Annotated in this window: 28 protein-coding genes; 3 read left to right on the forward strand and 25 right to left on the reverse strand. The window is 22.6% G+C overall.

All coding sequences use genetic code 4. The features are described from left to right. Positions 1-9: 9 nt before the first annotated feature. The gene (locus STURON_RS02605; RefSeq protein ID WP_075048329.1) at positions 10-312 is read right to left on the reverse strand and encodes a hypothetical protein; all 303 of its coding nucleotides are present in this window, start codon (positions 310-312) and stop codon (positions 10-12) included. 7 nt (positions 313-319) lie between these two features. After that, entirely contained in the window at positions 320-988 is a 669-nt protein-coding gene (locus STURON_RS02610; protein WP_075048330.1) for a hypothetical protein, read from the reverse strand. Between the two features lie 104 nt (positions 989-1,092). Between STURON_RS02610 and plsY the strand changes: the two genes are divergently transcribed. Next, a complete protein-coding gene (gene plsY / locus STURON_RS02615; protein WP_075048331.1) occupies positions 1,093-1,830 on the forward strand; it encodes a glycerol-3-phosphate 1-O-acyltransferase PlsY in 738 nt (245 codons plus the stop codon). Between the two features lie 8 nt (positions 1,831-1,838). On the opposite strand, the gene STURON_RS02620 is transcribed toward plsY, so the two are convergent. The 8 genes from STURON_RS02620 to STURON_RS02655 form a co-directional block, all read right to left on the reverse strand. After that, positions 1,839-2,525: an MBL fold metallo-hydrolase gene (locus tag STURON_RS02620; RefSeq protein ID WP_075048332.1), complete on the reverse strand. Its 687-nt coding sequence runs from the start codon at positions 2,523-2,525 to the stop codon at positions 1,839-1,841. 14 nt (positions 2,526-2,539) lie between these two features. Next, positions 2,540-2,758: a YneF family protein gene (locus STURON_RS02625; protein ID WP_075048333.1), complete on the reverse strand. Its 219-nt coding sequence runs from the start codon at positions 2,756-2,758 to the stop codon at positions 2,540-2,542. Between the two features lie 69 nt (positions 2,759-2,827). Beyond that, complete coding sequence (tkt, locus tag STURON_RS02630) at positions 2,828-4,798, reverse strand: transketolase (RefSeq protein WP_075048334.1); 1,971 nt, start codon at positions 4,796-4,798, stop codon at positions 2,828-2,830. A 56-nt stretch (positions 4,799-4,854) separates the two neighbouring features. After that, entirely contained in the window at positions 4,855-5,037 is a 183-nt protein-coding gene (locus STURON_RS02635) for a DUF896 domain-containing protein (RefSeq protein ID WP_201775735.1), read from the reverse strand. A 15-nt stretch (positions 5,038-5,052) separates the two neighbouring features. Continuing rightward, positions 5,053-6,360 carry a ribosome biogenesis GTPase YqeH gene (yqeH, locus tag STURON_RS02640; protein ID WP_158500510.1) on the reverse strand — a complete coding sequence of 436 codons (1,308 nt, stop codon included), beginning with the start codon at positions 6,358-6,360 and terminating at the stop codon, positions 5,053-5,055. Then, positions 6,347-6,928 (reverse strand): YqeG family HAD IIIA-type phosphatase, encoded by a 582-nt coding sequence (locus STURON_RS02645; RefSeq protein ID WP_075048336.1) that lies wholly within the window; start codon positions 6,926-6,928, stop codon positions 6,347-6,349. Before STURON_RS02645 ends, yqeH begins: the two co-directional genes overlap by 14 nt. Before the next feature lie 49 nt (positions 6,929-6,977). After that, complete coding sequence (locus STURON_RS02650) at positions 6,978-8,615, reverse strand: amino acid permease (RefSeq protein ID WP_075048337.1); 1,638 nt, start codon at positions 8,613-8,615, stop codon at positions 6,978-6,980. A 153-nt stretch (positions 8,616-8,768) separates the two neighbouring features. Continuing rightward, positions 8,769-9,707 (reverse strand): hypothetical protein, encoded by a 939-nt coding sequence (locus STURON_RS02655; protein ID WP_082677080.1) that lies wholly within the window; start codon positions 9,705-9,707, stop codon positions 8,769-8,771. An 81-nt stretch (positions 9,708-9,788) separates the two neighbouring features. Between STURON_RS02655 and STURON_RS02660 the strand changes: the two genes are divergently transcribed. Continuing rightward, positions 9,789-10,616, forward strand: coding sequence for a hypothetical protein (locus tag STURON_RS02660; protein WP_075048339.1), 828 nt, complete (start codon positions 9,789-9,791; stop codon positions 10,614-10,616). Here the strand turns inward: STURON_RS02660 and STURON_RS02665 are convergent. From STURON_RS02665 to STURON_RS02735, 15 genes are all read right to left on the reverse strand, one after another. After that, positions 10,606-11,394, reverse strand: a complete 789-nt coding sequence (locus STURON_RS02665; protein WP_075048340.1) for a hypothetical protein — start codon at positions 11,392-11,394, stop codon at positions 10,606-10,608. The two genes, STURON_RS02660 and STURON_RS02665, sit on opposite strands and share 11 nt — an antisense overlap. Beyond that, positions 11,394-12,506, reverse strand: coding sequence for a hypothetical protein (locus STURON_RS02670; protein WP_144416179.1), 1,113 nt, complete (start codon positions 12,504-12,506; stop codon positions 11,394-11,396). The genes STURON_RS02665 and STURON_RS02670 overlap by 1 nt, the downstream gene beginning before the upstream one ends. After that, positions 12,499-13,026 carry a hypothetical protein gene (locus STURON_RS02675; protein WP_075048342.1) on the reverse strand — a complete coding sequence of 176 codons (528 nt, stop codon included), beginning with the start codon at positions 13,024-13,026 and terminating at the stop codon, positions 12,499-12,501. Before STURON_RS02675 ends, STURON_RS02670 begins: the two co-directional genes overlap by 8 nt. Positions 13,027-13,102: 76 nt before the next feature. Then, positions 13,103-14,050: a Holliday junction branch migration DNA helicase RuvB gene (gene ruvB, locus STURON_RS02680; RefSeq protein ID WP_075048343.1), complete on the reverse strand. Its 948-nt coding sequence runs from the start codon at positions 14,048-14,050 to the stop codon at positions 13,103-13,105. After that, positions 14,034-14,582 carry a hypothetical protein gene (locus tag STURON_RS02685; protein ID WP_075048344.1) on the reverse strand — a complete coding sequence of 183 codons (549 nt, stop codon included), beginning with the start codon at positions 14,580-14,582 and terminating at the stop codon, positions 14,034-14,036. Before STURON_RS02685 ends, ruvB begins: the two co-directional genes overlap by 17 nt. 41 nt (positions 14,583-14,623) lie before the next feature. Continuing rightward, complete coding sequence (locus STURON_RS02690) at positions 14,624-14,977, reverse strand: lipoprotein (protein ID WP_075048345.1); 354 nt, start codon at positions 14,975-14,977, stop codon at positions 14,624-14,626. 87 nt (positions 14,978-15,064) lie between these two features. After that, positions 15,065-16,108 carry a rod shape-determining protein gene (gene mreB, locus STURON_RS02695; protein WP_075048346.1) on the reverse strand — a complete coding sequence of 348 codons (1,044 nt, stop codon included), beginning with the start codon at positions 16,106-16,108 and terminating at the stop codon, positions 15,065-15,067. Between the two features lie 166 nt (positions 16,109-16,274). Then, positions 16,275-17,153, reverse strand: coding sequence for a Cof-type HAD-IIB family hydrolase (locus tag STURON_RS02700; RefSeq protein WP_075048347.1), 879 nt, complete (start codon positions 17,151-17,153; stop codon positions 16,275-16,277). Positions 17,154-17,178: 25 nt separating this feature from the next. Then, on the reverse strand, positions 17,179-17,763 hold the full coding sequence (gene yihA / locus STURON_RS02705; protein WP_174519107.1) for a ribosome biogenesis GTP-binding protein YihA/YsxC: 585 nt from the start codon (positions 17,761-17,763) through the stop codon (positions 17,179-17,181). A gap of 13 nt (positions 17,764-17,776) precedes the next feature. Then, a complete protein-coding gene (locus STURON_RS02710; protein WP_075048349.1) occupies positions 17,777-18,100 on the reverse strand; it encodes a hypothetical protein in 324 nt (107 codons plus the stop codon). 270 nt (positions 18,101-18,370) lie between these two features. Further along, on the reverse strand, positions 18,371-19,171 hold the full coding sequence (locus STURON_RS02715; RefSeq protein ID WP_075048350.1) for a MurR/RpiR family transcriptional regulator: 801 nt from the start codon (positions 19,169-19,171) through the stop codon (positions 18,371-18,373). A gap of 29 nt (positions 19,172-19,200) precedes the next feature. Continuing rightward, positions 19,201-20,301 (reverse strand): MupG family TIM beta-alpha barrel fold protein, encoded by a 1,101-nt coding sequence (locus STURON_RS02720; RefSeq protein WP_075048351.1) that lies wholly within the window; start codon positions 20,299-20,301, stop codon positions 19,201-19,203. A 113-nt stretch (positions 20,302-20,414) separates the two neighbouring features. Further along, a complete protein-coding gene (locus tag STURON_RS02725; RefSeq protein WP_075048352.1) occupies positions 20,415-20,966 on the reverse strand; it encodes a hypothetical protein in 552 nt (183 codons plus the stop codon). A 1-nt stretch (position 20,967) separates the two neighbouring features. After that, on the reverse strand, positions 20,968-21,480 hold the full coding sequence (locus tag STURON_RS02730) for a hypothetical protein (protein ID WP_075048353.1): 513 nt from the start codon (positions 21,478-21,480) through the stop codon (positions 20,968-20,970). A gap of 20 nt (positions 21,481-21,500) precedes the next feature. Further along, positions 21,501-21,965, reverse strand: a complete 465-nt coding sequence (locus STURON_RS02735) for a dual specificity protein phosphatase family protein (protein WP_075048354.1) — start codon at positions 21,963-21,965, stop codon at positions 21,501-21,503. 115 nt (positions 21,966-22,080) lie between these two features. On the opposite strand from STURON_RS02735, the gene STURON_RS02740 reads away from it, so the two are divergent. After that, a complete protein-coding gene (locus STURON_RS02740) occupies positions 22,081-23,085 on the forward strand; it encodes an alpha/beta hydrolase (RefSeq protein ID WP_075048355.1) in 1,005 nt (334 codons plus the stop codon). Positions 23,086-23,100 lie beyond the last annotated feature (15 nt).

Raw genomic sequence — 23,100 nt, forward strand, 5'->3', positions numbered from 1 at the left:
AATCACCTATTAATTAGTTTCTTTAATTAATACTTTATTTTTTATATATTGAATTTCTAATTCTAAATAAACTAATTTTTCTTTAATAGAAACTATATCTTTATAGTTTTGCTCTTTATTTCTTCTTTTTGATAAAGTCACTGAATATATAAACAACCCAACTACTGGAATCAATAATCACCATAAAAGTCCTTTTCTAATTCTTTTATCATTTCTTTTTTCTATAATTAGAAGTTCTTCATATTCTGATTCGATTTTTTTTAGCTTTTCTTCAGCGTCTTTTACTGAAATATCATTGTATTCTTCAAACATTTTATACCTAATTTAATTCTATTTTTTTAATAATTTGTTCAACTAAGTCTTTCATTGATTGAAAGATTATCTTAATTTCGTTTGTATTTGATAAAAACTTTTGCTTATCTGATTCTATTCCTATTCCTTCTAGATATGAATAAATTTTTTTAGTATTTTTAACAAAATTGATAAACTCATTAATTACTTTAATTTTATTATCAAAAAATCTTTGTGTTAATATTTTTTTAAAAATATCATCAACAGTTTTATAAAGTGTTTTATTTCAAGATTTAATGTTAAATTTACTTATTATATTTATATAATTATTAGAATAAATATCAATCTGTTTTTCAAAGAAAATGTGAATTTTTTGCTTTAAATCGCTTGAATTATCTAAAAAAATCTTGTTTTCAAAAAATCTATTTCATTCCTGTTCAGTTTGATAAAAATAATTATATCTTTGTGTTATAAGTGTTAACATTAAACTTAATTCGTATTCATTAACTCAAATATTCTTTTTAAAATATTCATTTAATTGATTGAATAATTTACCACAATCATCACTTTTGCTTATTGATATAAGATCATTTTGTTGTTTTGTATTTAAATTAAATTTTTTATTTAAAATTAATCCTTTTACATCCTTTTTGTAAAAATCAAATATTATTTTATCTATACTTATATTAAAATTCATATTTAAACTCCATTTAATTTATCTCTTTTAATTTTATCTTAAAATTTTATTTTTTGCTATAAAATATAGTATTATTAATATAGTCTTTTTATAAGAGGTGAAGAATGTTTTTAGGAACAATATTAACATGCATTGCAGGTTATTTTATAGGAAGTTTTTCTTTTTCAATTTTGGTTGTAAAAATAAAAAAGGGACAAGATATACGTAAACTTGGAAGTAAAAATGCAGGTGCCACAAATGCAAGTAGAGTCATTGGCCTTAAATGAGGAATATTAATAATGTTTCTTGATTCATTTAAAGTTGTACTAACTGCTGTAGTTGCTTTGCTATTTAATTTAATAAATTCTGATTTATTTAATATGACAAGTTTCTATATACCATTATTTTTTACATTAATTGGTCATTGTTGACCTATATATTATAAATTTAAAGGAGGAAAAGCAGTAAGTTGTTTTTTAGGTCTTATTCTAGTTACGAACTTTATCCTGTTTTTTGTTTTTATAATTAGTGGTTTATTAATATTTTTTACATTTAAAAAAGTTAGTTTATCATCAATATGTGCATCATTATTAGTATGTATATTGATGTGAGTTCCATATATTTCTGGTAATAATAATTTCGATATTAATGGTTTAAATTTCTTTAATAAAGCATATTCAAATGGTTTATATTTTGTGTGGTTCAACAAGTTCCATGATTTAAATAAAAATTATAATTTTTATGACAGTTTTTTAACAATAAATATAGTTACAACAATATCTACATTATTTTTAGTTTATAAACATAAGGCTAATATTAAAAGATTATTAAGTGGAACAGAGCCAAAATTTAAGAAAAAGTAAAATACTATTTAAAATTTGTCAATAAATTTTAAATAGTATTTTTGTAATATAATTTCATTTTTTACAAATTCTGTTATTGTTAATTTGCTTTCTCCATGACCAGGATATATTTGATAAGACGTTTCAAATGATGAAAAAAATCATTTCAATGTGCTTATAATATCTGATTTTTCGATCCCTTTTTCAAAAGCACCAATTATTAAAGGGTCTTGTCCTTTTGTTATTAAATCTCCTGAAAATACAGAATTTATTTTATCTTGTTCAATTACTAGTGAACCAGATGTATGCGATTTTCTCAAATATATTTTGAAATCATAACCATCTAATTGTATTGTCATATCATTTAAAACTACTTTAAGATTGTCTAAAGGCTTAACAGAGTAAGCTTCAACACCTTCAAACAGGAGACTTGTATTTTTATGAGGTTCAAATAAGTTTAATAAATCAGAGTATCCAATATATATATTAGGTTTATCATGAGCTTCTGATATTTCATTTAGACCATAAAAATGACCAAAATGGCCGTGTGTTATTATTATATTTTTTATTATTATATTTTTTTTAATAGTAAAATCAATAATTTTTTTATATTCTCTATAACCTGTATCTATAAGAACCGCATTATTTTTTTCTGTGCATAACAAGTATCCATTTGTACTTCTAAAGTTTTTATCTTGAAACGTGTACAATAACATAATTATACCTTACGTTATTTCCCTCTTTTAACGGCATTCATAGTTTTTTTAATATCTGCTTCAGATGGTTTTCTACCCATACTTCTATACATTGCTCTAATTTGATTTTCATTTATAGGTGGGTTATCTTTTAGTTGTTTTTGGATAACCTTTCTTGTAATTATAAAACCTAAAATTCCACCAATTATTGCAGCAACAATAGCAATAATAAGTCCAGCTCATCAAGGTATCATTAGTATTTCTCCTTTTTTCTATAAGTAACTTTGCTTTTAATTATACAATTAATAATATACCATATAAATTTACTTATTCATATCTAAAATTTTATTAGCAATAGTTATTGGATCAAAATTAATATGATCTAAAACATGATTAAAAGGCGCAGAGTGTCCAAAAGTATCTATACCAAAAGCAAAACCATCATCGCCAAGGAATTTATGTCAGCCAAAAGTCGATGACAATTCTATTGAATATCTTTTAGTTTTAGTATCGATTATTGATTCTATATATTCTTTATCTTGTTTTAAAAATAAATTCATATTAACCATTGAAATTAATTTAACCTTTTTATTATTATTATTTAAAATTTCTTTGACTTTTAATGCTAATGAAACTTCACTTCCGGTTGCAATAAGTGTAATTGTACTATTTGTGTCTTCTTCTAAAACATATGCACCCCTATTAACGTCCTCTACTACCCTACTTATATCTTTGTGTTTTAATTCTTCTAAATTTTGTCTAGTAGCTAATATTATACTAGGTTTATTTTTATTATTACAAATTGCATCATAATATGATGCAATAGTTTCTGTCATATCACAAGGTCTGTAAACAGAAATATTGGGGATTGATCTTAACATTGCTAATTGTTCAATTGGTTGATGTGTTGGTCCATCTTCACCAACTGCTATTGAATCGTGGGTAAATACCATTAATTTTTGAATACCCATTAAAGCAGATAATCTTATAGCTGGTTTCATGTAATCTGAAAAAACAAAAAAGCCACTTTCAATTGGGTATAAACCACCGTGTAATGCAATACCATTATTTATTGCACTCATTGCAAATTCCCTAACCCCATACATAATATTTCTGCCTAATTTATTGTTATAGTCATAATTTCCATCAGGTCCTTTTATTTTTGTAGACTCACTTAAATCAGCACTGCCACCAATAAAAGCTTTTATTTTACTTGAAATGTAATTGAAAGTTTCACCAGAGCTAACTCTTGTTGCTTGTGTTGTATTTTTGTTTAAACTAAATAATTCATCAATATTAATTTTTCAATTTTTATTAATGTACATTTCCAACTCATTTGCCAAATCAGGATATTCTAACTTGTATTTAGCAAATAAATCATTTCAATCATCATTACACTTTTGTCCTTTTTTAGAAACATTTGTTTCGTAAAAGTCGTATATGCTTTGAGGTATTTCAAATGAATTATATTTTCAATTCAATTTATCCTTTACATTTTGAATATCATTGCCAAGTGGTGCTCCATGAACTTTTGTAGTTCCTTGATTTGTAGAAGCAAAACCAATAATAGTTTTAACTTCAATATATGTTGGTTTGTCTTGTTTTTTAGCTTCATTAATAGCTTCATTAATAGCATCAATATCTTCGCCATCATTAACTCTAATTGTGTTTCAATTAGCAGCTTCAAATTTTTTGATCATATTTTCTGATTGTGCTTCACTAACTTTAGCATCTAGTTGAATGTCATTTGAATCATGTAAAACAATAAGCTTATTTAGTTTATATCTACCTGCAAAAGAAATTGCTTCTTGACAAACCCCTTCTTGCAAATCACCATCTCCACATAAAACATATGTGTAGTGATCTATTATTTTAAAATTGTCTTTATTGTATTTTTCAGATAAATGAGATTCTGCTAATGCCATACCGACACCCATTGCAAATCCTTGTCCTAAAGGACCTGTTGTAGCTTCTACACCATCTGTTATTCCAAATTCTGGATGCCCTGGTGTTATTGAACCTATTTGTCTAAAGTTTTTTAAATCATTAATTGATACATTAAAACCTGATAAATGTAATATAGAGTATAAAAGTGCACTTCCATGACCAGCACTTAAAATAAATCTATCTCTATTTATTCATTTTGGGTTTTTAGGATTTATAATCATTTGATTTACAAATAATGCATAACACATAGGTGCTGCATCTAATACTATTCCAGGATGACCTGAATTTGCTTTATTTATTGCTTCTATTCCTAGAATTCTAATTGCATTTAAGTTATCTTTATTCATTTTTTTCTCTCCAATGTAATTATATAAAAAAAATAATAAACAATTTAAATTGTTTATTATTTTTTTTCTTCATTTGGATTTACAATTTTTATACTTTTAAGTTGATTCTCAAAATTTTTTTTAAATATTTTTAAATATTCTTGCCTTAAATTATTTCTTTCAATGATTTCTGATTCTGTTAGACTTCTACTTTTAGCTAATTTAGCAAAATTATTAATTTTTTTTATAAGTTCGTCCATTTCCATGATATACCTCTATATTAATGGCTTTAACAGTTTTACAGAAACACCATATTCTGTTTTAGGTACTGTTATAGACACTTTCATTCCTTTAAATGTTTCAAAATTTATTCATCCTAAACCAGATATGTGGATATCAACTTTGTCAACTTTATCAAAGTCAAAATTATGAGTTACGAAATCATAATTAATATCTTTTAATCTTGGTGATAATGAATGTCTATGTTTTTTGAAATAATTCATTGCATTTAATGTTTTAGTTCTATGTAATGGTAGTCTTTTATTAACATAAAAATGAAAACTAGTTTTTTTTGGTTTTTGTTTTTCATTTAAAATCTCACCATCATCAAAACTAAATCATGCTAAGCCACCATAAAATATTGTTTGATCTTTGTATAATTGATAAGTAATTTGTTTTATTTCTTTTTGAAAAAAGAAATAATCTCAATAACTTGGTGCTGTTGCAATTGCAATATGTTTATGTTTTATTAAACCTGGTGTATCATAAATAAAATTATCTTTAGTAAAATTAATCTTTATTTTATCAAGTGTTGTATTAACATATTTTGAAGTAACTATTGATGGGATTTGTTGGTTCAGTCTTAAACAAGCATTTATTAAGCTTGATTTACCAGCATTAGATATACCTATAATGTATTGATCGTACTTAATTTTTCTTAACTCAAGTATTAAATTAAAAATATAACTATCTTTTATAGATGAAGTCAGCATAATTTTTGAGTTTTTTAATGGAGATGAACTAAAATAATCAGTTAAAAAATCCAATATTTTTTTACTGCTGACTGCTTTTGGCAATAAATCAACCTTATTAGCAAGTATTATCACTTCTTTTGTTGAAATTAACTTTTCTAACCAATCTAATCTACTTCCTGGTAAATCAAATATATCAACAACATAATAATATCTAATTTTTTCTTTTTCTTTATTTATGTTATCTAAAATTTCAATAAAGTCTTTATCATTTATATCTTGTTCAACAAGTCTGTTATAGTTTTTTATTTTAAAACATCTTAAACAATAGTCTTGTTTTTCAATATCAATAACATAACCTGGTATTTTTTCATCATTAATTTGTAACTCTTTCCCACATCCTACGCATTTTTTTGGACCATTACCATCAAAATTAGTTGTGTTACCAATGCCAGGTTCATATTCTTTAAGTGAAACTTTACTTGTTTGTTTGATTTTTTGTTCATTATTAGTTTTTGAAGTACTAATTAATTTGTTCTCTAAATCATTAACTTCTTTTTCAATTTCCTTAATTTTATTATTATCATCATTATTGTCATTAAAGAATTTCATAATTTCCTCCGATATCACCTTCGTCATAAAAACCTTCATGTAGAATATTTTTTTGAGCTAACTTTTTAAATAAACTATTTTCAAGATAATGAACCAATTTGTTGCTACTAACATCTCTATTTATTGGAGATATTAAAATACTTTTTATGTGAGCTCTATTAGCAACAAGTACATCAGTAACCAATTGATCACCAATTAATATCATTTCTTCTTCTTTATAATCAAAAAGTTTTTTAATTAGTTTCATTTTACCAAGCAAAGGTTTTTTACAATCTCAAAAATAATTATCTATTCCAGCTTTTTTTGCAAAATTTTCAACTCTACTTCTAATATTGTTTGAAAACAATACAAACTCCATATTATGATAATGAACATTTTTAATAAAATTTAAAACATCATTACTTGGAACTCTTTGATTCCATCCTATTAAGGTATTATCCATATCACATAGTAATAATTTAATACCACTATTTTTTAAAGATGCTAAATTAACCTTTTTATAACTCTCAAGATATATAGAAGGTTTAAAGTAATTTAGTAATAATGATTTTCTTTTGTAATTTTGCATGTTTCACCTTTAAATAATTATATTATAAAAATTATTTAAAAAGTATTTACTATTTATTTTTTTTATATTTTCTATCTTTATTTTCAACAGTTAAATTATCAATGTTTTTTTCATCATTAGTTATAGATTCTATTTGTGTTTTTTTATTAATTAATTTATTTTTTCTTTCAACATTAAAATGTCATACTAAAATTGCGACAATTATAAAAAATACAAATCCACCAAATATGAATAAAAAATCAATTAGTGATTTAACCCAATCAGTTTGTCAAGATTTTACACTTGGAATAACACCAAAAAAGAAGGCTATTCCAAGTAATACCAAAGTAATTATTGAAATAGTTATTGGTATTTTTTTATTTTTAAAAAATATAATGTCTCTTTCTTCATCATTAAAATTAATTCTTAATTTAATATAGGCTACAAAGTAAAAGAACATTTGAACAATTGCTAGTGTTGTTGCTGATTGAATTATTCTTGTTAAAAACTCACTAGAACCTTGATCTGTATCACCTGTTGTCGTTGCACCAACAATCAATAAAATTATCGCAACAACAATTGCTTGAATGTATAGAGCGTTTACTGGCGTACCATTTTTATCTGTTTTTGATAAAAATTTACCCATAACATTTTCTGGTACTTCTGAAAAGAAAACTTTTGCTGGTGCAGAAGTTCAAAAGAATAAAGAACCTATTCCATTTAACGCTGTTACTAATCCAACAATATGTATGATTGCTTTACCACCACCAGAATCAATGTCCAATCCTAAAATTGCTGGGAAAACATAATAATATGAGTTAGAAATTCCTCATTTTGTAATTTGACTTTGTGAAATTGTAAGACTTAATAAAATGGTACCCATAAACATCAAAAACACAACTAAAATAATACCGATTAGTGAAGCATTTCTAAAAGTCTTTGCACCACCTTTTGTATCTTTAATAAATACACTCATAGTTTCAATTCCGTTATAAGCAAATATTAATCATGGAAATGCACCAATAAATGATCATCAATCACCATCAAATCCATTTTCTTCATCAGTAATTGGATTAAATGAACTTGAATTCATATTGGTTAAAATACCTTTAGTTGGCAAAGTATAAAGTAATGCAATTATAATAAAAATTAAACCTAATAATAAGCTTGCTATTCCACCTATGTTTGTTACTTTACCTAATCATTTTGGTCCTTTTTTTGATACATAACTTCCTGTTCAAAATAAAATTATTGAAAATAATGTTAATGTTATAGCGCCAACTCTTGTTGAATTATCAGTTGAAAGACCACTATTATCAACTAAAATTTTAGCAATTTGATCAAATCCATTTGCACCATAAAAAAAGAAACTAAGTGCAATAACTGTAAAAGGTGCAATTGTTGCAAAAAAGAATAAGTTACCAAAATAACTTGATCAACTTGCAAGAAAACCTGCTTTTTTACCTAATGTAAAAACACAAAAACTACCCAAACCAGACTCTTGGTCTTTTAATTTTTTAACACTTCCAAATTCTGAAGTTATCATAACTAATGGAATAGCATAAATAGCACCACCAACTAAAAATAAAATGGCTGCTAATATTCCAAATTGATTTTGATTATTAATTATATTTCTAAATCCAAAGATTGTTGAAAAACTCATTAAAAATATTGAGATTTTCGTTAACGATTTTACTCTATTTGACATAAATACCCCTATCTAAATAATAATTTAAAGATTTCGCGCAATAAAAAATATTTGAACTTTCAAATATTTAGCGCTTAAGCTTTCGTTTATTATTAAAGAATGGCATATTTCTCCTTTTCATTTATTAAATTATACCTAATTATTTAAAAAAAACTATTTTTTAATAAATTTATTTTTAAAATAATTATTATAAGTAAATTCATAAATAAATTCTAAAAAAATTAAAATCTTAAGAACATCATTATAACAATGATCAATAACTTTTTTTAAAGTTTTATTCATATGTTTATATGACTCAAAACTAATTTTTTTAGTATTTGGATATGAAAAAAAAGAATATGTCTCACAGCACATAGAATAAATATCTGTTTTTTCATTCTTGAAAATATTATCTACATTTCCTTCAAACCAATCAAAAAATTTTTTCATACTAGTTAATGTAATCATTTCATCATTTTGTTTCCCAGAAGGTAAATTATTTTTATTTCAAAATTCAGTACCATCATTTTTTGTGTTTGAAAATGAAAAACAATTTTCAAGAATATCATAAACATCAAAGTTTTTTACATTTAGTTCATTTTTTTCTTTATTTAAATAAGTCATTTTTAGTGGTTTCTTAGAAAACAATTTTCTATTATTGTTAACTCATAGTTTAATAATTTTTATATCATTACTTGCCCCTGCACACACAATAGTTCTGATATCTTTATTGCGACACATATTTAAAAAAGAAATTATCATTTTTTCATATTGACTATAAAAATTATAACTACTATCGTTATAACTTCTTTTTATGCTTATTGATTTAATTGCTTTTTTGTTATCTCTTGATGATATTTCTTTTAAAGATTTGGCAAAAGAATATTGCACAACGTAAACTAAATCTTTATTATTTTCATTATATAATTTTTCTTCAAATTCATTATTGATATCATGGGAATAATTAAAAAATTCAGTATCTAATATTATAATTGGAAACTCAATTTTTTCAATGTAATTTTTTGCAACTTCTTTATCAAATCTAAATGTTTGATTTTCATTTATTAGAAAATATCCTTCATCAATAACTTGAATAGAATTTAATTTCATCATTTATACCTACTTTTAAATAATATCATAATTTTTTTAATATAATATAGTATTATAATGTAATATAAAAATATAGGTGAAGAAATGAAAAGCAATAAAAATTTAATTGAATTTATTGATGAAATATCTGCAAAATGATTTAAAGATTACTTTATAAAAAAAATTAATCTAATTAAATCTAATTTTTTGAATGATAACGAATCTGATTTAGGCGGTTTTAAATTAAATATGAGCGTTGCTAACTTTTATTTAAACTCAATAAAAACTGATTTAGAAGAAATAAAAGATTATGATTCAATGCAAAAATTCGTTAATAAACATAATTTTTATAAAATGAAAACAGATGATTTAAAATTATTTAGTGAAGAAGCTTCTGAAGAAATAGCTGAAACTCTTGATAAGGAAGGTAAAAATATAGAAGAAAAAATAACCGAATTAATTATAAAAATGCAAATAAATAATATTACAAAAAATTTAGGTAATTCAACTAAGTTATTTAATAGTATTTTAAATAAACTCGGGAATGAAACTTCAATAAATGACATAGATTATGAAGATTTAAAATATATTATTGAAAGTAGCTATAATGAAAGTCTTGAATTATTTAAATCTTGGTCAAATCAAAATAAGAAACAAAGTATTAATTATGAAGAAGAATTAAAAGTACTAGAATCAGATGATGACTTTATAAAAAAACTTGAAGCAAGTGAAATAATTGAGCATTATTTTAATAGTATAATTTCGAGTGAAATAGATGATTCAGAAATTTCAGACATAACCAATATTAAGAATGTTGATAATAATAAAATAATTATTTTCAATAAAGGGATAATGTCTTGTGAAGAATTATGTTCAAAGATTGATTTAATTAATTATTTGTACAAAAATGAAAACAATATGTTTAAGAGATAATTTTATACTTAAAATTATTAAATGTTAAGTATAAAATATCTTTATCATTTACAAAAGAGAATTGTTTTTTTGCAAATGATAAATTACTTATTAATTTTGATTTTATAGTTATATCTTCAAAAAATTCATCGAAATTTTTTTCATTTAAATTACTATTAATTATAAAATCAAAAACATCAATTGTTTTTTTATCTTCATTTTTAGTAATTGATTTAACAAATTTTGTTGAATAAAAAATTTTATTTATAAAGTATATTGTTTCATTTATGTTGTATGGTATGTCATTTTCAAGAGTTAAAAGAATTTTACCAACTGTTTTTCAACCTTTTTTAATAGTAATTGCAATATCAGAGTTTACAGTTAATTCTAGATTAACGTCAACACTTATAAGATTTAAAAATATGTTTTCTATATAAAATGTTAAACCTGTAAAGTCATATAGATTGTTTTTATCTTTTGAAGGTGTATATAAATTTACTAAACTATTAAAAAAATCTGTTAATAATTCTTTTTCACTTATATCTACAATGCTATGATCTATTTTATGTGTTGATATATTATTATTGAAACCGATATGTTCTCATGAATTATTAATTAATTCCATATATTTTGTATTATATGGTTTTAAGTTATTTTCTGGTAAGAAAAATTTTTCGAGAGTAGTTGTATTGACATTTGCATGTTTAGAAGGAAATGATTCAATTTGTTCACAAGAAATTACACTGATACTTGTACTAGACATTGATAAAGCTGTTAATAAAGATAATATTTTTTTCATTATTCTATTTCCTCTTTTGGCGGCAAATTATGGTACTTTGTTTTAATTTCTATGTAACTTATATTTTTATCTTTAATATTAATAGGATTGCTAAAAGTACTTGTTTTTCAAGTTTTATTTCTAAAGTATTCTAATTTTGAATAATCAATTTCTTCTTCTGGTTCTGAATTTAAAACATCAATTAGCTTTTCACCAACATTTGGCTCATCACCAGTATTTGATTCATTACTTTCTATTAAAATTTCATGAGTTTTATCAACAAATTTAATTGGTTCAATGTAAAATAAAATATTTGTAAGAATATTAGCAAGGTTATCAATTATTGGTTCGTTTTCGAGTTTTTTCTCATCAAATTCAAATGATAAATTAAGATAATATTTAGTTTCATTATCATCAGAATCTTCTTTTGATTCAGACTGTATTTCTTTAACTTCAAGATTATAATCTATTGGTACAGTTTCATCAGTTTTAAAGTAAACTGGTAAAAAAGATTTTATAATATCAAGATCAAAATCGACATTTTCGTTAAGGATTGAATAATTATTTTGCTGTTCTGAACTATCTTTGTTAGATATAATTGTGCTTTGCGTAGTATAAAATTTAATAATATTATTATTATCCTCATCTCTTATGAATTTGTAAAATGTATTGTTATAATCAACTGTAAGATTTAAATCAGAAAAATCATAAAATATGTTATCTTTACTTAATGGTCCAATTCCATAACTATAAGCTATAGAATCAAATGCAATCTGAACGTTACTTATCAAATCACTTTTTTCATTTATTAAATTTGGATTAGCGTAATTTTCATTTGTCAATTTAGTGCCTTCAAATTTATTATCATCACATTTAAACTCAATGCAATTTAAAACAATATTATTATCTTTAAATAAAAACTTTTTTGCATTTTTATTTTTTTGATTTTTTAACTTTAAATCAGGTAATAAATTATAAAATCCATTTTTGGTAGAATTGAAAATATTAGAATATGCAACTAAATAATTTGCATTTTCAAAGTCTGGATTAATTGTATTAGTTGAACATGATAAAACAGATGAAGGTATTGCTAACATCATTATAGATAGTGTAATTTTTTTAAATTTATTCACATTTATCATTCTCGTTAATTTTATTAGCATCAATATCATCTTCTCAAAAATTAATTGCTAAAACATTTTTTACATATCTAATTGATATTTCAAGACCATTTACAGGTACCTGGAAATAACCATTAGTGAATTTAGCTGCTATATGTATCATACATAGTGGAACCATTTCTGGTTCTGATTTAATAAAAACAACAGGGTCCATATCCTTAAATTCTTCAAAACCAAAATGTTCATACATATCTTTCTGAAATGATTTTATACCATTATCCATTCAATTTTCTATTAAATAATTTACAATTGAATTATGAAATGTTAATCTATCTGATATATGCGAATAAGCAAAATCCATTGCCCAACTTGAGAATTTTTTAACAGCTTCTTCTGGTGTTCTTACAATTAAAACACCCCTAAATCTTTTATTGTCATCGCCAATTGCAGATATAGAAATAAAAGAAGTACCTTCCAGGAATGATATTTTACCTAAATTTGACTTCTTAATATTATAGATTTTTTCGCTCATTAGAATTCACTCCATACTATACATTTATTATACACTTTTCAATTAATTAATTAAACCCTTTATGAGTTTTAATAATCTAAATAGAATTGATTTTTCTAAGGTATATTTCACCTTTTGATGTTATTTTTCTTCCTTTTGGTGTTTTAATAATTAGACTATTTTTATACAAAATTGGTTCAATATTTGAAACAATTATGCTTTGTGACAATGAAAGCAACTGTGCTATATGTTCCAAGCCTAATATTTTATAATTTTGCAATAACTTTAAATAATTAATTTCTAAACTTGATATACCATATTTATATATTTCAAGTTTATTTAAAATTTTTAAAATAGTATTTTCATCTACTATATTTACATTATCACATATAATATAATCTTGTAACCTTTTTAATAAATTTATTGCAACTCGAGGATTACTTTTACAATATTTAGAAATTATATTTATTGTTTTGTAATTTAAATTTATATTTATTTTTTTAATATTAATTTCTATTATTTTTGCTATCTCTTCATCATTATAATCTTTAAAATTAAAATTAATTGGAAATCTATTAATAAAAGGTATTGAAAGCTTATTTATTTCTGTTGTTGCAGCAATTAATGTAAAGTTTGCCAATTTAATGTTGATTATTTTTGAGTTGTATTCTTTTCCTATTATTACATTAATTCTTCCATCTTCAAGTACTGGATACAAAACTTCAAACACTTCTTTTGAACAAGCATGTACCTCATCAATAAATAAAAACTCCCCTTCTTTTAATGAAGTTAAAGGTGAAATTATATCACTTGGTTTTTGTAAACTAGTACCATTTAATGTATAAATCTTCTTAGACATAGTTTTAGCTATTAAAATTGCTAAGCTAGTTTTACCTAGACCACTGTTTCCATTTAATAATATATGATCTAATGAATCCTTTCTTTTAATAGCTGATTCAATAAATATTTTTAAGTTCTCAATAATATTTTTTTGTCCAATATATTCATCAAAACAATTAGGTCTTAAGTTATTGTTTGACTTCATTTAATTTGTTTATTGCCTCTAATACAATAATTTCATCTTTTTGTTTAAAGTCGATTTCACTAATTGCTGAGTATATTGAACTTAAATTATAACCTAAATTATACAATGAATTAATTATTGTAAGTTGTTTGTTAGAAAATTTTACACTAAGAAGTTCTTTTCTAACTTTTTCAATAATCTTACGAATTACTACTGAATTTACTCTTGTCTTGTTTACAATACTTTCAATATCATAATTTAAAGAATATTTTATTAAATTATCATAATTTATATTTTTATATATTTTTTCCAATGTTTTAAAACCAACATTACTTATATCAATTATAAAAGTACTTAATTTTCATAATTTAAAATCATCAAAAAATAAATATTTTATATAATATTCATTTTTATAAAATAAATATCAAACTTTTAATTCTTCATTTATTTTATAGGCTCTATCAGAAATAAACTTTCCAATATAACCATTGTTATTACTTTCTATTGTAATTTCATTTTCTTCTATATTTACAATTTTTCCTAATAAATACATAAAAAGCACCCATTTATATAATCGGTGCTTTTAAAAATAAATTAAACAGTTTTATAATTAACTAAAACTTTTCCTGTGAAACTACTATCTTCATTCGCCTCAATTGATGCATAAGTATTCTTTCAACTATCTAATGGTATGCTGAAATCAGTTAATGTAAATTTAATATTGTTTTCTTCTCATTTTTCTTTATGTAGTTCAAAAATTTTATTATAAATTGTCTCTTTAGAAGGAACATCATTTTCCCCTTTTTGCAAATCACCTAAATCTAAATTAGTTATAATATTACCTAATATAGTTTTGGCTTGTTCTTCTTTTTTACCACATGAAATAGCAAATGTTGATAATGATGCTGTTAAAGATATAGAAGTAAGTAAAGTAATAATCTTTTTCATAATTCTCCTTTTAGTTCAATATTAATTATATATAATATTTATTTTTATTTACAATTTATTATAAAAAAAAGTAAGTTAATACTTACTTTAAATTATTGTGTCTAATTGAATTCTTTTCTTAGAAAGATCAATCATGTGTCATACTTCAGCTTCAAATTTTTTAGTTCCGTTTATAACTGCTAATAATGGCAACTCTCCTATTTTTGTTGGCAATTGCAAAGTATCTGCAAAGTATTTATCAATACCTCTAATAAGTGCTCCACCACCACAAATTGTTATACCATTTCTAAAGATATCTCCAGCTAATTCTGGTGGTGTATCTTCAAGAACTTGTACAGTTAAGTCAACTATTCTTGATACTGGTACTTTTAATACTTCACGAACTTCTTCAGGTGTAATTTCAACTTCTCTTGGCAAACCTGAAACAACGTCACGTCCATAAACTTTCATTCTTCGTTCATCTGGATATCTGCTCAATGAACCAATATTTATTTTTATTGACTCTGCTGTTTTACTACCAATTTCTAATCCATATTGTGATCTAATAAATTTTTGGCATTCTTCATTTAAGTAGTTTCCAGCAACTTTAATAGATTTAGATACAACAATATCACCTGATGAAACCACAGCAATATCAGTTGTACCACCACCAGTATCGATAATTAAATTTCCTACAGGTGCATAAATATTAACACCACCGCCAAGTCCAGCCATTTTAACTTCTTCTTCAATAAATACTTCTTGAGCACCTAAATTTATTGCAATTTTTTTTAAAGCAGATTTTTCCAATTCAGTTATAACTGATGGACAAGCTAGTAACATTACAGAATTTTTAAGTATTTTTGTAAGTCTTAATTTTTCAAAAATATGTTTCAATTGTGCTTCAGTTGCACGTATATCAGTTATTACACCACTTACCATAGGTCTTATAACTTTTATATTTTTATTACCTTTTCCAATCATTTTATAGGCTTCAATACCAACTGCAATAATTCGATTCTCTCTAATTTTATATGCAACAATTGAAGGTTCATTATAAACGATTCCTTGTCCAGTTATATAGACAAGAGTATTAGCGGTCCCTAAATCCATAGAAACAAAATTTGGTTTTGATTTCATAGTTTTCAACATAATAGTACCCCTTATAAATTACTAATAGCTATTAAATATTAGTTATTTTGTTAATAATTAATAACCTACATATACTATAATATATATTAATAATTTAATGAATTGATATCATTATGTTTAGAATTAATTTCAAAAAAAAGTATTTATTTTAATAAATCTTTAAAGATTATATATTAAAATAGATACCTTCTTTTATTAAATTATTCAGTTTTTTTCCTACTGCACCCTCTCTAACATTTTCAATTACTTCCTTAGCAAGTGATTTTAATTTAAATATTGCATTATCAACTGCAAATGAATTTTTGAAATCTTCAAACATACAAATATCATTTACATTATCTCCAAATACATATAAATCATCTTCTTGAACACTTAAATGTCTTAAAAGTTTTCTTAAGCCATAACTTTTAGTAACATCCTTTTTGTAAATTTCGATTTTTGCACCACTAGGATAATCAAATTGTACACTTTGTAAGTTCAATTTATTTACTAATTTATTTGCTAAATTAATTTTGTCAGAAGTATTACAGTCCAATACAATATTTACAAACTCATTATCATTTTTAACTGACTCATCAATTAATTCTCTTATTGAGTTATATATATAAAAAGTTTTATTATTTTCATTATCATCAAATTTTATTTTAGCATCACTTGTACAAAAATGTTTATATCATGGATCATTTTTTATTATATGAGCTCTAAAATCATTATGCATAACAAAATCAATTTTATTTTTATGAAATTCTTCCATTATTAATTTTATTTCATCTTTTTTAAAATGATTTTTAAAGATATATTTTTTTGTAATTGGATCTATTACAGAAGAACCATTTGAACAAACTATTGGTAACTTGATATTTAATTCATCAACTAAAAAATCAACAAGAAAATAATTTCTTCCAGTTACTAATGTAAGCGCATTATTAGATTTATTTTGAAATTCTAATAAACTTAACTTGTTTTCTTTTGATATTTCATCTCATTTATAAAGAATTGTTCCATCAATATCAGTTGCTGCAATTCTTTTTATAGTATCAACCATTTTTCAACCTTCTTTTATTTATATTTTATAAAAATAGAGTCTTAAATTTATCTAAAACATTAACAAAGTTATCTTTATTAACTGATGAAATTGATAAGAACTCATCACCTTCACTTAATTTAAGTGTTTCTTTAATAAGTTTTTCATTTTTTTTAATATCATTTTTTTTACATTTATCTTTTTTTGTAGCTATAATAAAAACTTTTTTGCTATGATACTTAAAAAAATTATACATTTCAATGTCATCGTTTGTTGGTTTATGTCTTAGATCTACTAACTGACAAATGAACTTTAAATTATCTCTATTTGTAAGATATTCATCCATCATTTTTGCAAAACTTATTTTTAAATCATTACTCACTCTTGCAAATCCATAACCAGGAGCATCGACAATTCTAAACTCACCATTATTTATTTCAAAAAAATTTAAAAGTCTAGTTTTACCAGGGGTCGATGATGTTTTAGCTAATTTTTTATTATTTGTTAATGAATTTATAAAAGTTGATTTACCGACATTACTTCTACCAATAAAACAAACTTCCTTAATTGAATCTTGAATTCAACCTTCCTTACTTGCAGCAGATTTTATAAACTTTGCATTTTTAATAATTAACGACTCCATATTAATATTTTAAAATCTTTTTATAAGGTTTTATAGTTTTTTTAAATTCTTTTGCAATTCTTTTTATATCCATTTCTTCAGTTGGTTTTAACAATATAACATCATAATAGTATTTATTTAACTTATCAACATAATCTTTTTGCTTGTTAATTTTCATTTCTAAAATCAGATTTTTCTTGTCAGTTGTATCAAAATAATTGATTAATGATTCTAATACTCTTTCTTCCATTTGTAAGTAACTAAAAAAATCTTCTTTTTTAAGCTTGTTTAAATTTGCTTTTGAAAATGCTTTTTGTTCTTCTTTGTTTAAAAAATACTCTAACATAATCCAATGTCTCCTTTATATAATTTTACATTTTTTTAAACACATATAAAGTGTTTATTTAATAAAATTAATTTATAACTCTATATATTATATATATAAATAAACAAAAAACCTAGTTAAACTAGGTTTAAAACATTAGGAATTTTATTGATAAGAAATGCTAATTCTTGAATATTAAACAATGTAAGAATGTTAATTTATAACAATCCTTTCCAATAAAAATTATATTATTAATACTTTAGATTTTTATTTTTTAATGTGAAATAAATTTTAATTTATACACAATTTATTAAAATTTACTTTGTGTCTATTTAGTTCTAATAATTTATAATAAATAATTCTTAAATAATAAAGAACTGCAAAGTATGATTCGTCGTTAGATTTATTAATAGATTCATTGACTGGTAATTTCAAAGTAAGATCTTTATTTTTTATTAATTCATTTTCATTTTCATTTGTTATTATTAATGTATTTATGTTTTTATAATTTAATTTTTCAATTATATTAGAATAGTCATTTTCTTTTAATGAATATGAAATTACAATTGCAATATCATTTGAATTGATAATTTCTGTAAAAGACTGTTGACATGTTAAATCTGCTACATAAAATGTTTTAAGATTAATTTTAATAAGTCAATTAATAAATAAATGTATTAAAAATGAATCATTACCAGTTCCAAAAATGTAAATATTTTTTGCTTCATTTATAGAATTTACAATACGTTCAATTCTATTTTTAGAATAAAATGCAGCTCCATTTATAGAATTTACTACAACATCAGTTAACATGCATCTAACTTCTTCGTATGGTGCTTCATTTTGTTCATCCATTATTTTTTTATGTGTTTGGATTGTTCAATATAAACTTTTATATCCAGTTAAACCTATTTTTTTACAAAACCTTGTAATTGTAGATGCACTGGTGTTTGTTAACTTAGACACATCAAAAATTGTATAATTATCTAAATTTTCAAAATTATTTCCAATAAACTCAGCTATTACTTTAAAACTAATATTATCTGAGTGTTTTGCTATTTGATTAATTTGATTTAAGATACTTTTCATCATATTGAATTTCACTACTTTCTGTAAAATTATTAAATGATATTAAACCTAAATTTATTTCATGGTTTAATATTTCTTAACAGTAGTAAATCATCTGATGATATTTGCCCTATTTTATTTACTGTATTATCAAAATTTTTATAATTATCTTTAAGTACTATTAACACTTCTTTTTGGTAGTGTTTATTATTGGAATTTATAATACAAACATCCCCAAAGTTATAAGTGTTATTGATATTATTAGGTTTAATATCATCTTTAAATACTACCCTTGGTTGAGTTGAACGAATGAAGTTTTCATTTGCGTCTCCTCTTCAGAAATGATTGTTAAAATTTATTATTTCCAATTCATAATCAGTGACATTTTTTTCTAATTTGATGTCAAATTCAAAAACATTATCAAATTTTATTTCTTTAATACTTTTAATTTCTTCTTCACTTAATGGCTGATTCCCGACATAAATTGTTTCAAATAAATTTGTTGATAAAGCTAATTTTATTTGATTTTTTAATTTCAGATTTCTGTAACTTTCACAACTAACTAATTTACTAACATCGTATTTTTGAGGTCCTTTTTTTCCAAAATCCGATCCCACAAAACAACTAACTTCAATATCTAAATCTCTAAAAATTTTAGTAGATTCTAAAAAAAGTTCATCTGAAAGTGCACTATCTGCTAATGGATAAAAATTATGACATCCAAATAATCTGTCTTTATTTGGCATAAAATCACAAATATTAGTTACAAAATGATCGTTATTACTTGCATTAATCTGAATATCTAAACCTTGATAAGTAGTTTGTGCTACTTTTTGAGCCAATAAAGGCACATCTAATCTAACACAATCAATTCCTTTTGTTATAAAGAATGAAAGATCATTATCAGTAATGTTATACATTTTTAATGTAACATCTGCAATATCAACTACTGTATAATAACCCAATTCTTTTGCATACAATATTGTTCTTTCATAATATTCTAATAATGATTTATCAGGTTTTTCACCTAATTGAAGAATTGATAAAAACACTTTTCTAAAACCAGAATCATAACATTTTTTTAAATAAGTTTTTGTTTCTTCTTCAGTAAAATGTTCAGGATAAACTGAAATACCAAGATTTTTATTTCTCATAAAGTTATACCTCTCTGTTCGTAATTATTAAAAAAACCAACAACTTTATTTTAATATAAAAAATAAGTTTTTAACAACTTATAATTTTATATTTTTATTGGTATAATATATTGCTAATTTTTTTCTAAAATTATAAAATTATTTAGAAAATCTTTTAATTTATAATCATATTTAAACTTGATAGTTGTTTTAGCGCCATCATCAAAGTGAGTTAAAAATAGTTTTTTTCTTTTTAAATCATTGTCAATATTAAGTATTTCTTTCTTTTTAATTACATTGTTTATAGTTATTAGGTTGTCTTCATAAATAATAATATATAGTGATTCATTATATTTATAAAGTAATAAAATTAGACATAATATATATAAAATATATGAAACATAAAAAATTGTAAAAATTAGAGGTATAAAATTATAAATATTAATATATATGATCGATAAAATAAATGTTATTATATTTGCTATAATTATTAACAAATTTAAAAATAAAAAATTTAATATAAACAATAAAATAAGAACTTTATTTTTGTAATAAATAGTTGATTTAAATTTTTTTAATTTGTTTAATTTAAGTGATAGATCAATTACAAAATAAAAACTAATTATAGCAATTATTAAAAATAAGACAAAACCAGTTATTAAACTAACTATATTAAAATTTGGCATTTTATTCTCCTTTCAATAATTTATTTATAGTGAAATATATTTTTAATGCATCATCTATTAAAAAAAATTTATCATTTTGAATTTTAATGAATACTGTATTTAACCATTCGCCATTTATGTATTTTTGATCTAGATAATAAGAGTCAATATTATTTATATTATATTTTATATATTCTTGTGAAAATAACACAACAATCGAAAAATTGGTTATATAGACATCAATTTTACTAATTAGTTTTTTGTTTATTTTCATTTTTTTTATTTTTATATTGTAAATTTTACAACTTAAACCTTTATAATAACAATTTTCATTTTCATTTAAGCTATAATTAATTTTAATTTTTTCTAATATAAATTCTTTCTTATATTTATTTATAAGATTAGTTTTTTTATCTATAAAAGTTTTTAATTTTTTATATTTTAATCTATTTATTAAGTACAAGATTAATGCAATAACAAATGCTAAAAATCAAGTTATGAAAATTATTAATATAACAAAGTCAGAATTAGTCATTTTTTTATTACCATTCTATATTATTTAAAGTTATAAGGATAATTTTTTTCTAAAAATTCTTTTCAACCTGGGTTTGGACTATGTTTAGGATAAATGCTTAAAAAATCCCTTCTAGCTTTATTATAATCAGAATTAGTTAAAAACCCTTTATTAACCAAATACATAAATACAATACTCGCACTTCTGTTAACACCTCATATACAATGAATATAAATAACTTTATTTTCAATATTATTATCGATTAAATTAAATACATCTTTAATTAAATTTATATCTAATGAATCAACATAAGGATAATCTTCAAATCTATAATAGTATTTGTTTTTATCTTTCATTTTAATTTTATTTTCATTTATTACATTAATGTTTTTTGACAACATTTTTTCATCAAATGTTTCTTCAGCACATGAAATAACTAAATCAGCATTATATACAGTACTATTCATGTCACCTAAATAAAGGTTTTCAATAATTTTTTTAGACATATTAATCCTTTCTAAAATATTTTAATAATTTAAAAACTTATTTTATGATTTTATTAAAATATTTTTTTTATAGTAATTTTATTTTACAATAATATATAGAAAAGGAGGTAAAATTATGGAATATAAAAAACATTATAGGAATTTAAAGAAATACCATTACAATTGGTTTAATATTACTTTTGTAATTTTACTATTTCCTTTAGTGATTTTATTAAGTTGAATATGTTCGAAAGTATTTAGGGTGTATTTATTTAAGTATAAACGATCAGGTTTAAATGATAATAATATTGAAATTAATAGTTATGAAGAATTGTTGTGTGAATTAAAAAAACACAATGTAAATGACTTTGACATACCAAAAGATCAAATTAAAGAATTTTTTATAGGTTATACTTCAAAACAAATTAGTTCATTAATTTTAAGAAATCAAAATAGTAATAAATGAATTGTTGGCTTACATGGTTTTAAAAGAAATAAATATTTTGCATTAAGAAACATATTTCATTTCTATAAACAAGGATATAATATTTTAACATTTGATGCATATGCTCATGGAAAGACATATGGTACTAAATCAGATTTTGGTTATACAAATGCTATTGTATTAGATGAAGTAATAAAATGAATAAAAATGTGTTATAAGGTAGAAGAAATTGGAGTATTTGGAGTTAGTATGGGTGCAAGTACATCATTGTTATTTGCAAATAAATATTATAAAAACAATAAAGTAGATTGAATAATTGCAGATTGTGCATTTAGTGAAGTAATTCCACAAATAAGATACTTTTTAAAAAGAGCTTTGAAATTACCTTGATGATTAATGTCTTTTAATATTAATAAAAACTTTAAAAAATATACTGATGTTGATTTAAAAGAAGTTAATTTACTTATAAAAAATGATGATTTAAATGATCTTAAAATACTATATATTCATGGTAAAGAAGATGATTTTGTATTATATGATAATTCAATAGTCTTATATTATTTAAAAACATCAATTGAGAATAAAAAAATTAGTAAACTTGAACTTTTTGAAAATGCAAAACATTCAGGTTCATTATGAATTAATTTAAAGAGATACAGAGAAAAAACAACTAATTTTGCTAAAGGAAAATGTTAAATAAAATAAAAAAAT

Origin of the sequence: Spiroplasma turonicum (genome assembly GCF_001262715.1) — a bacterium.
GTDB lineage: Bacteria > Bacillota_I > Bacilli_A > Mycoplasmatales > Mycoplasmataceae > Spiroplasma_A > Spiroplasma_A turonicum.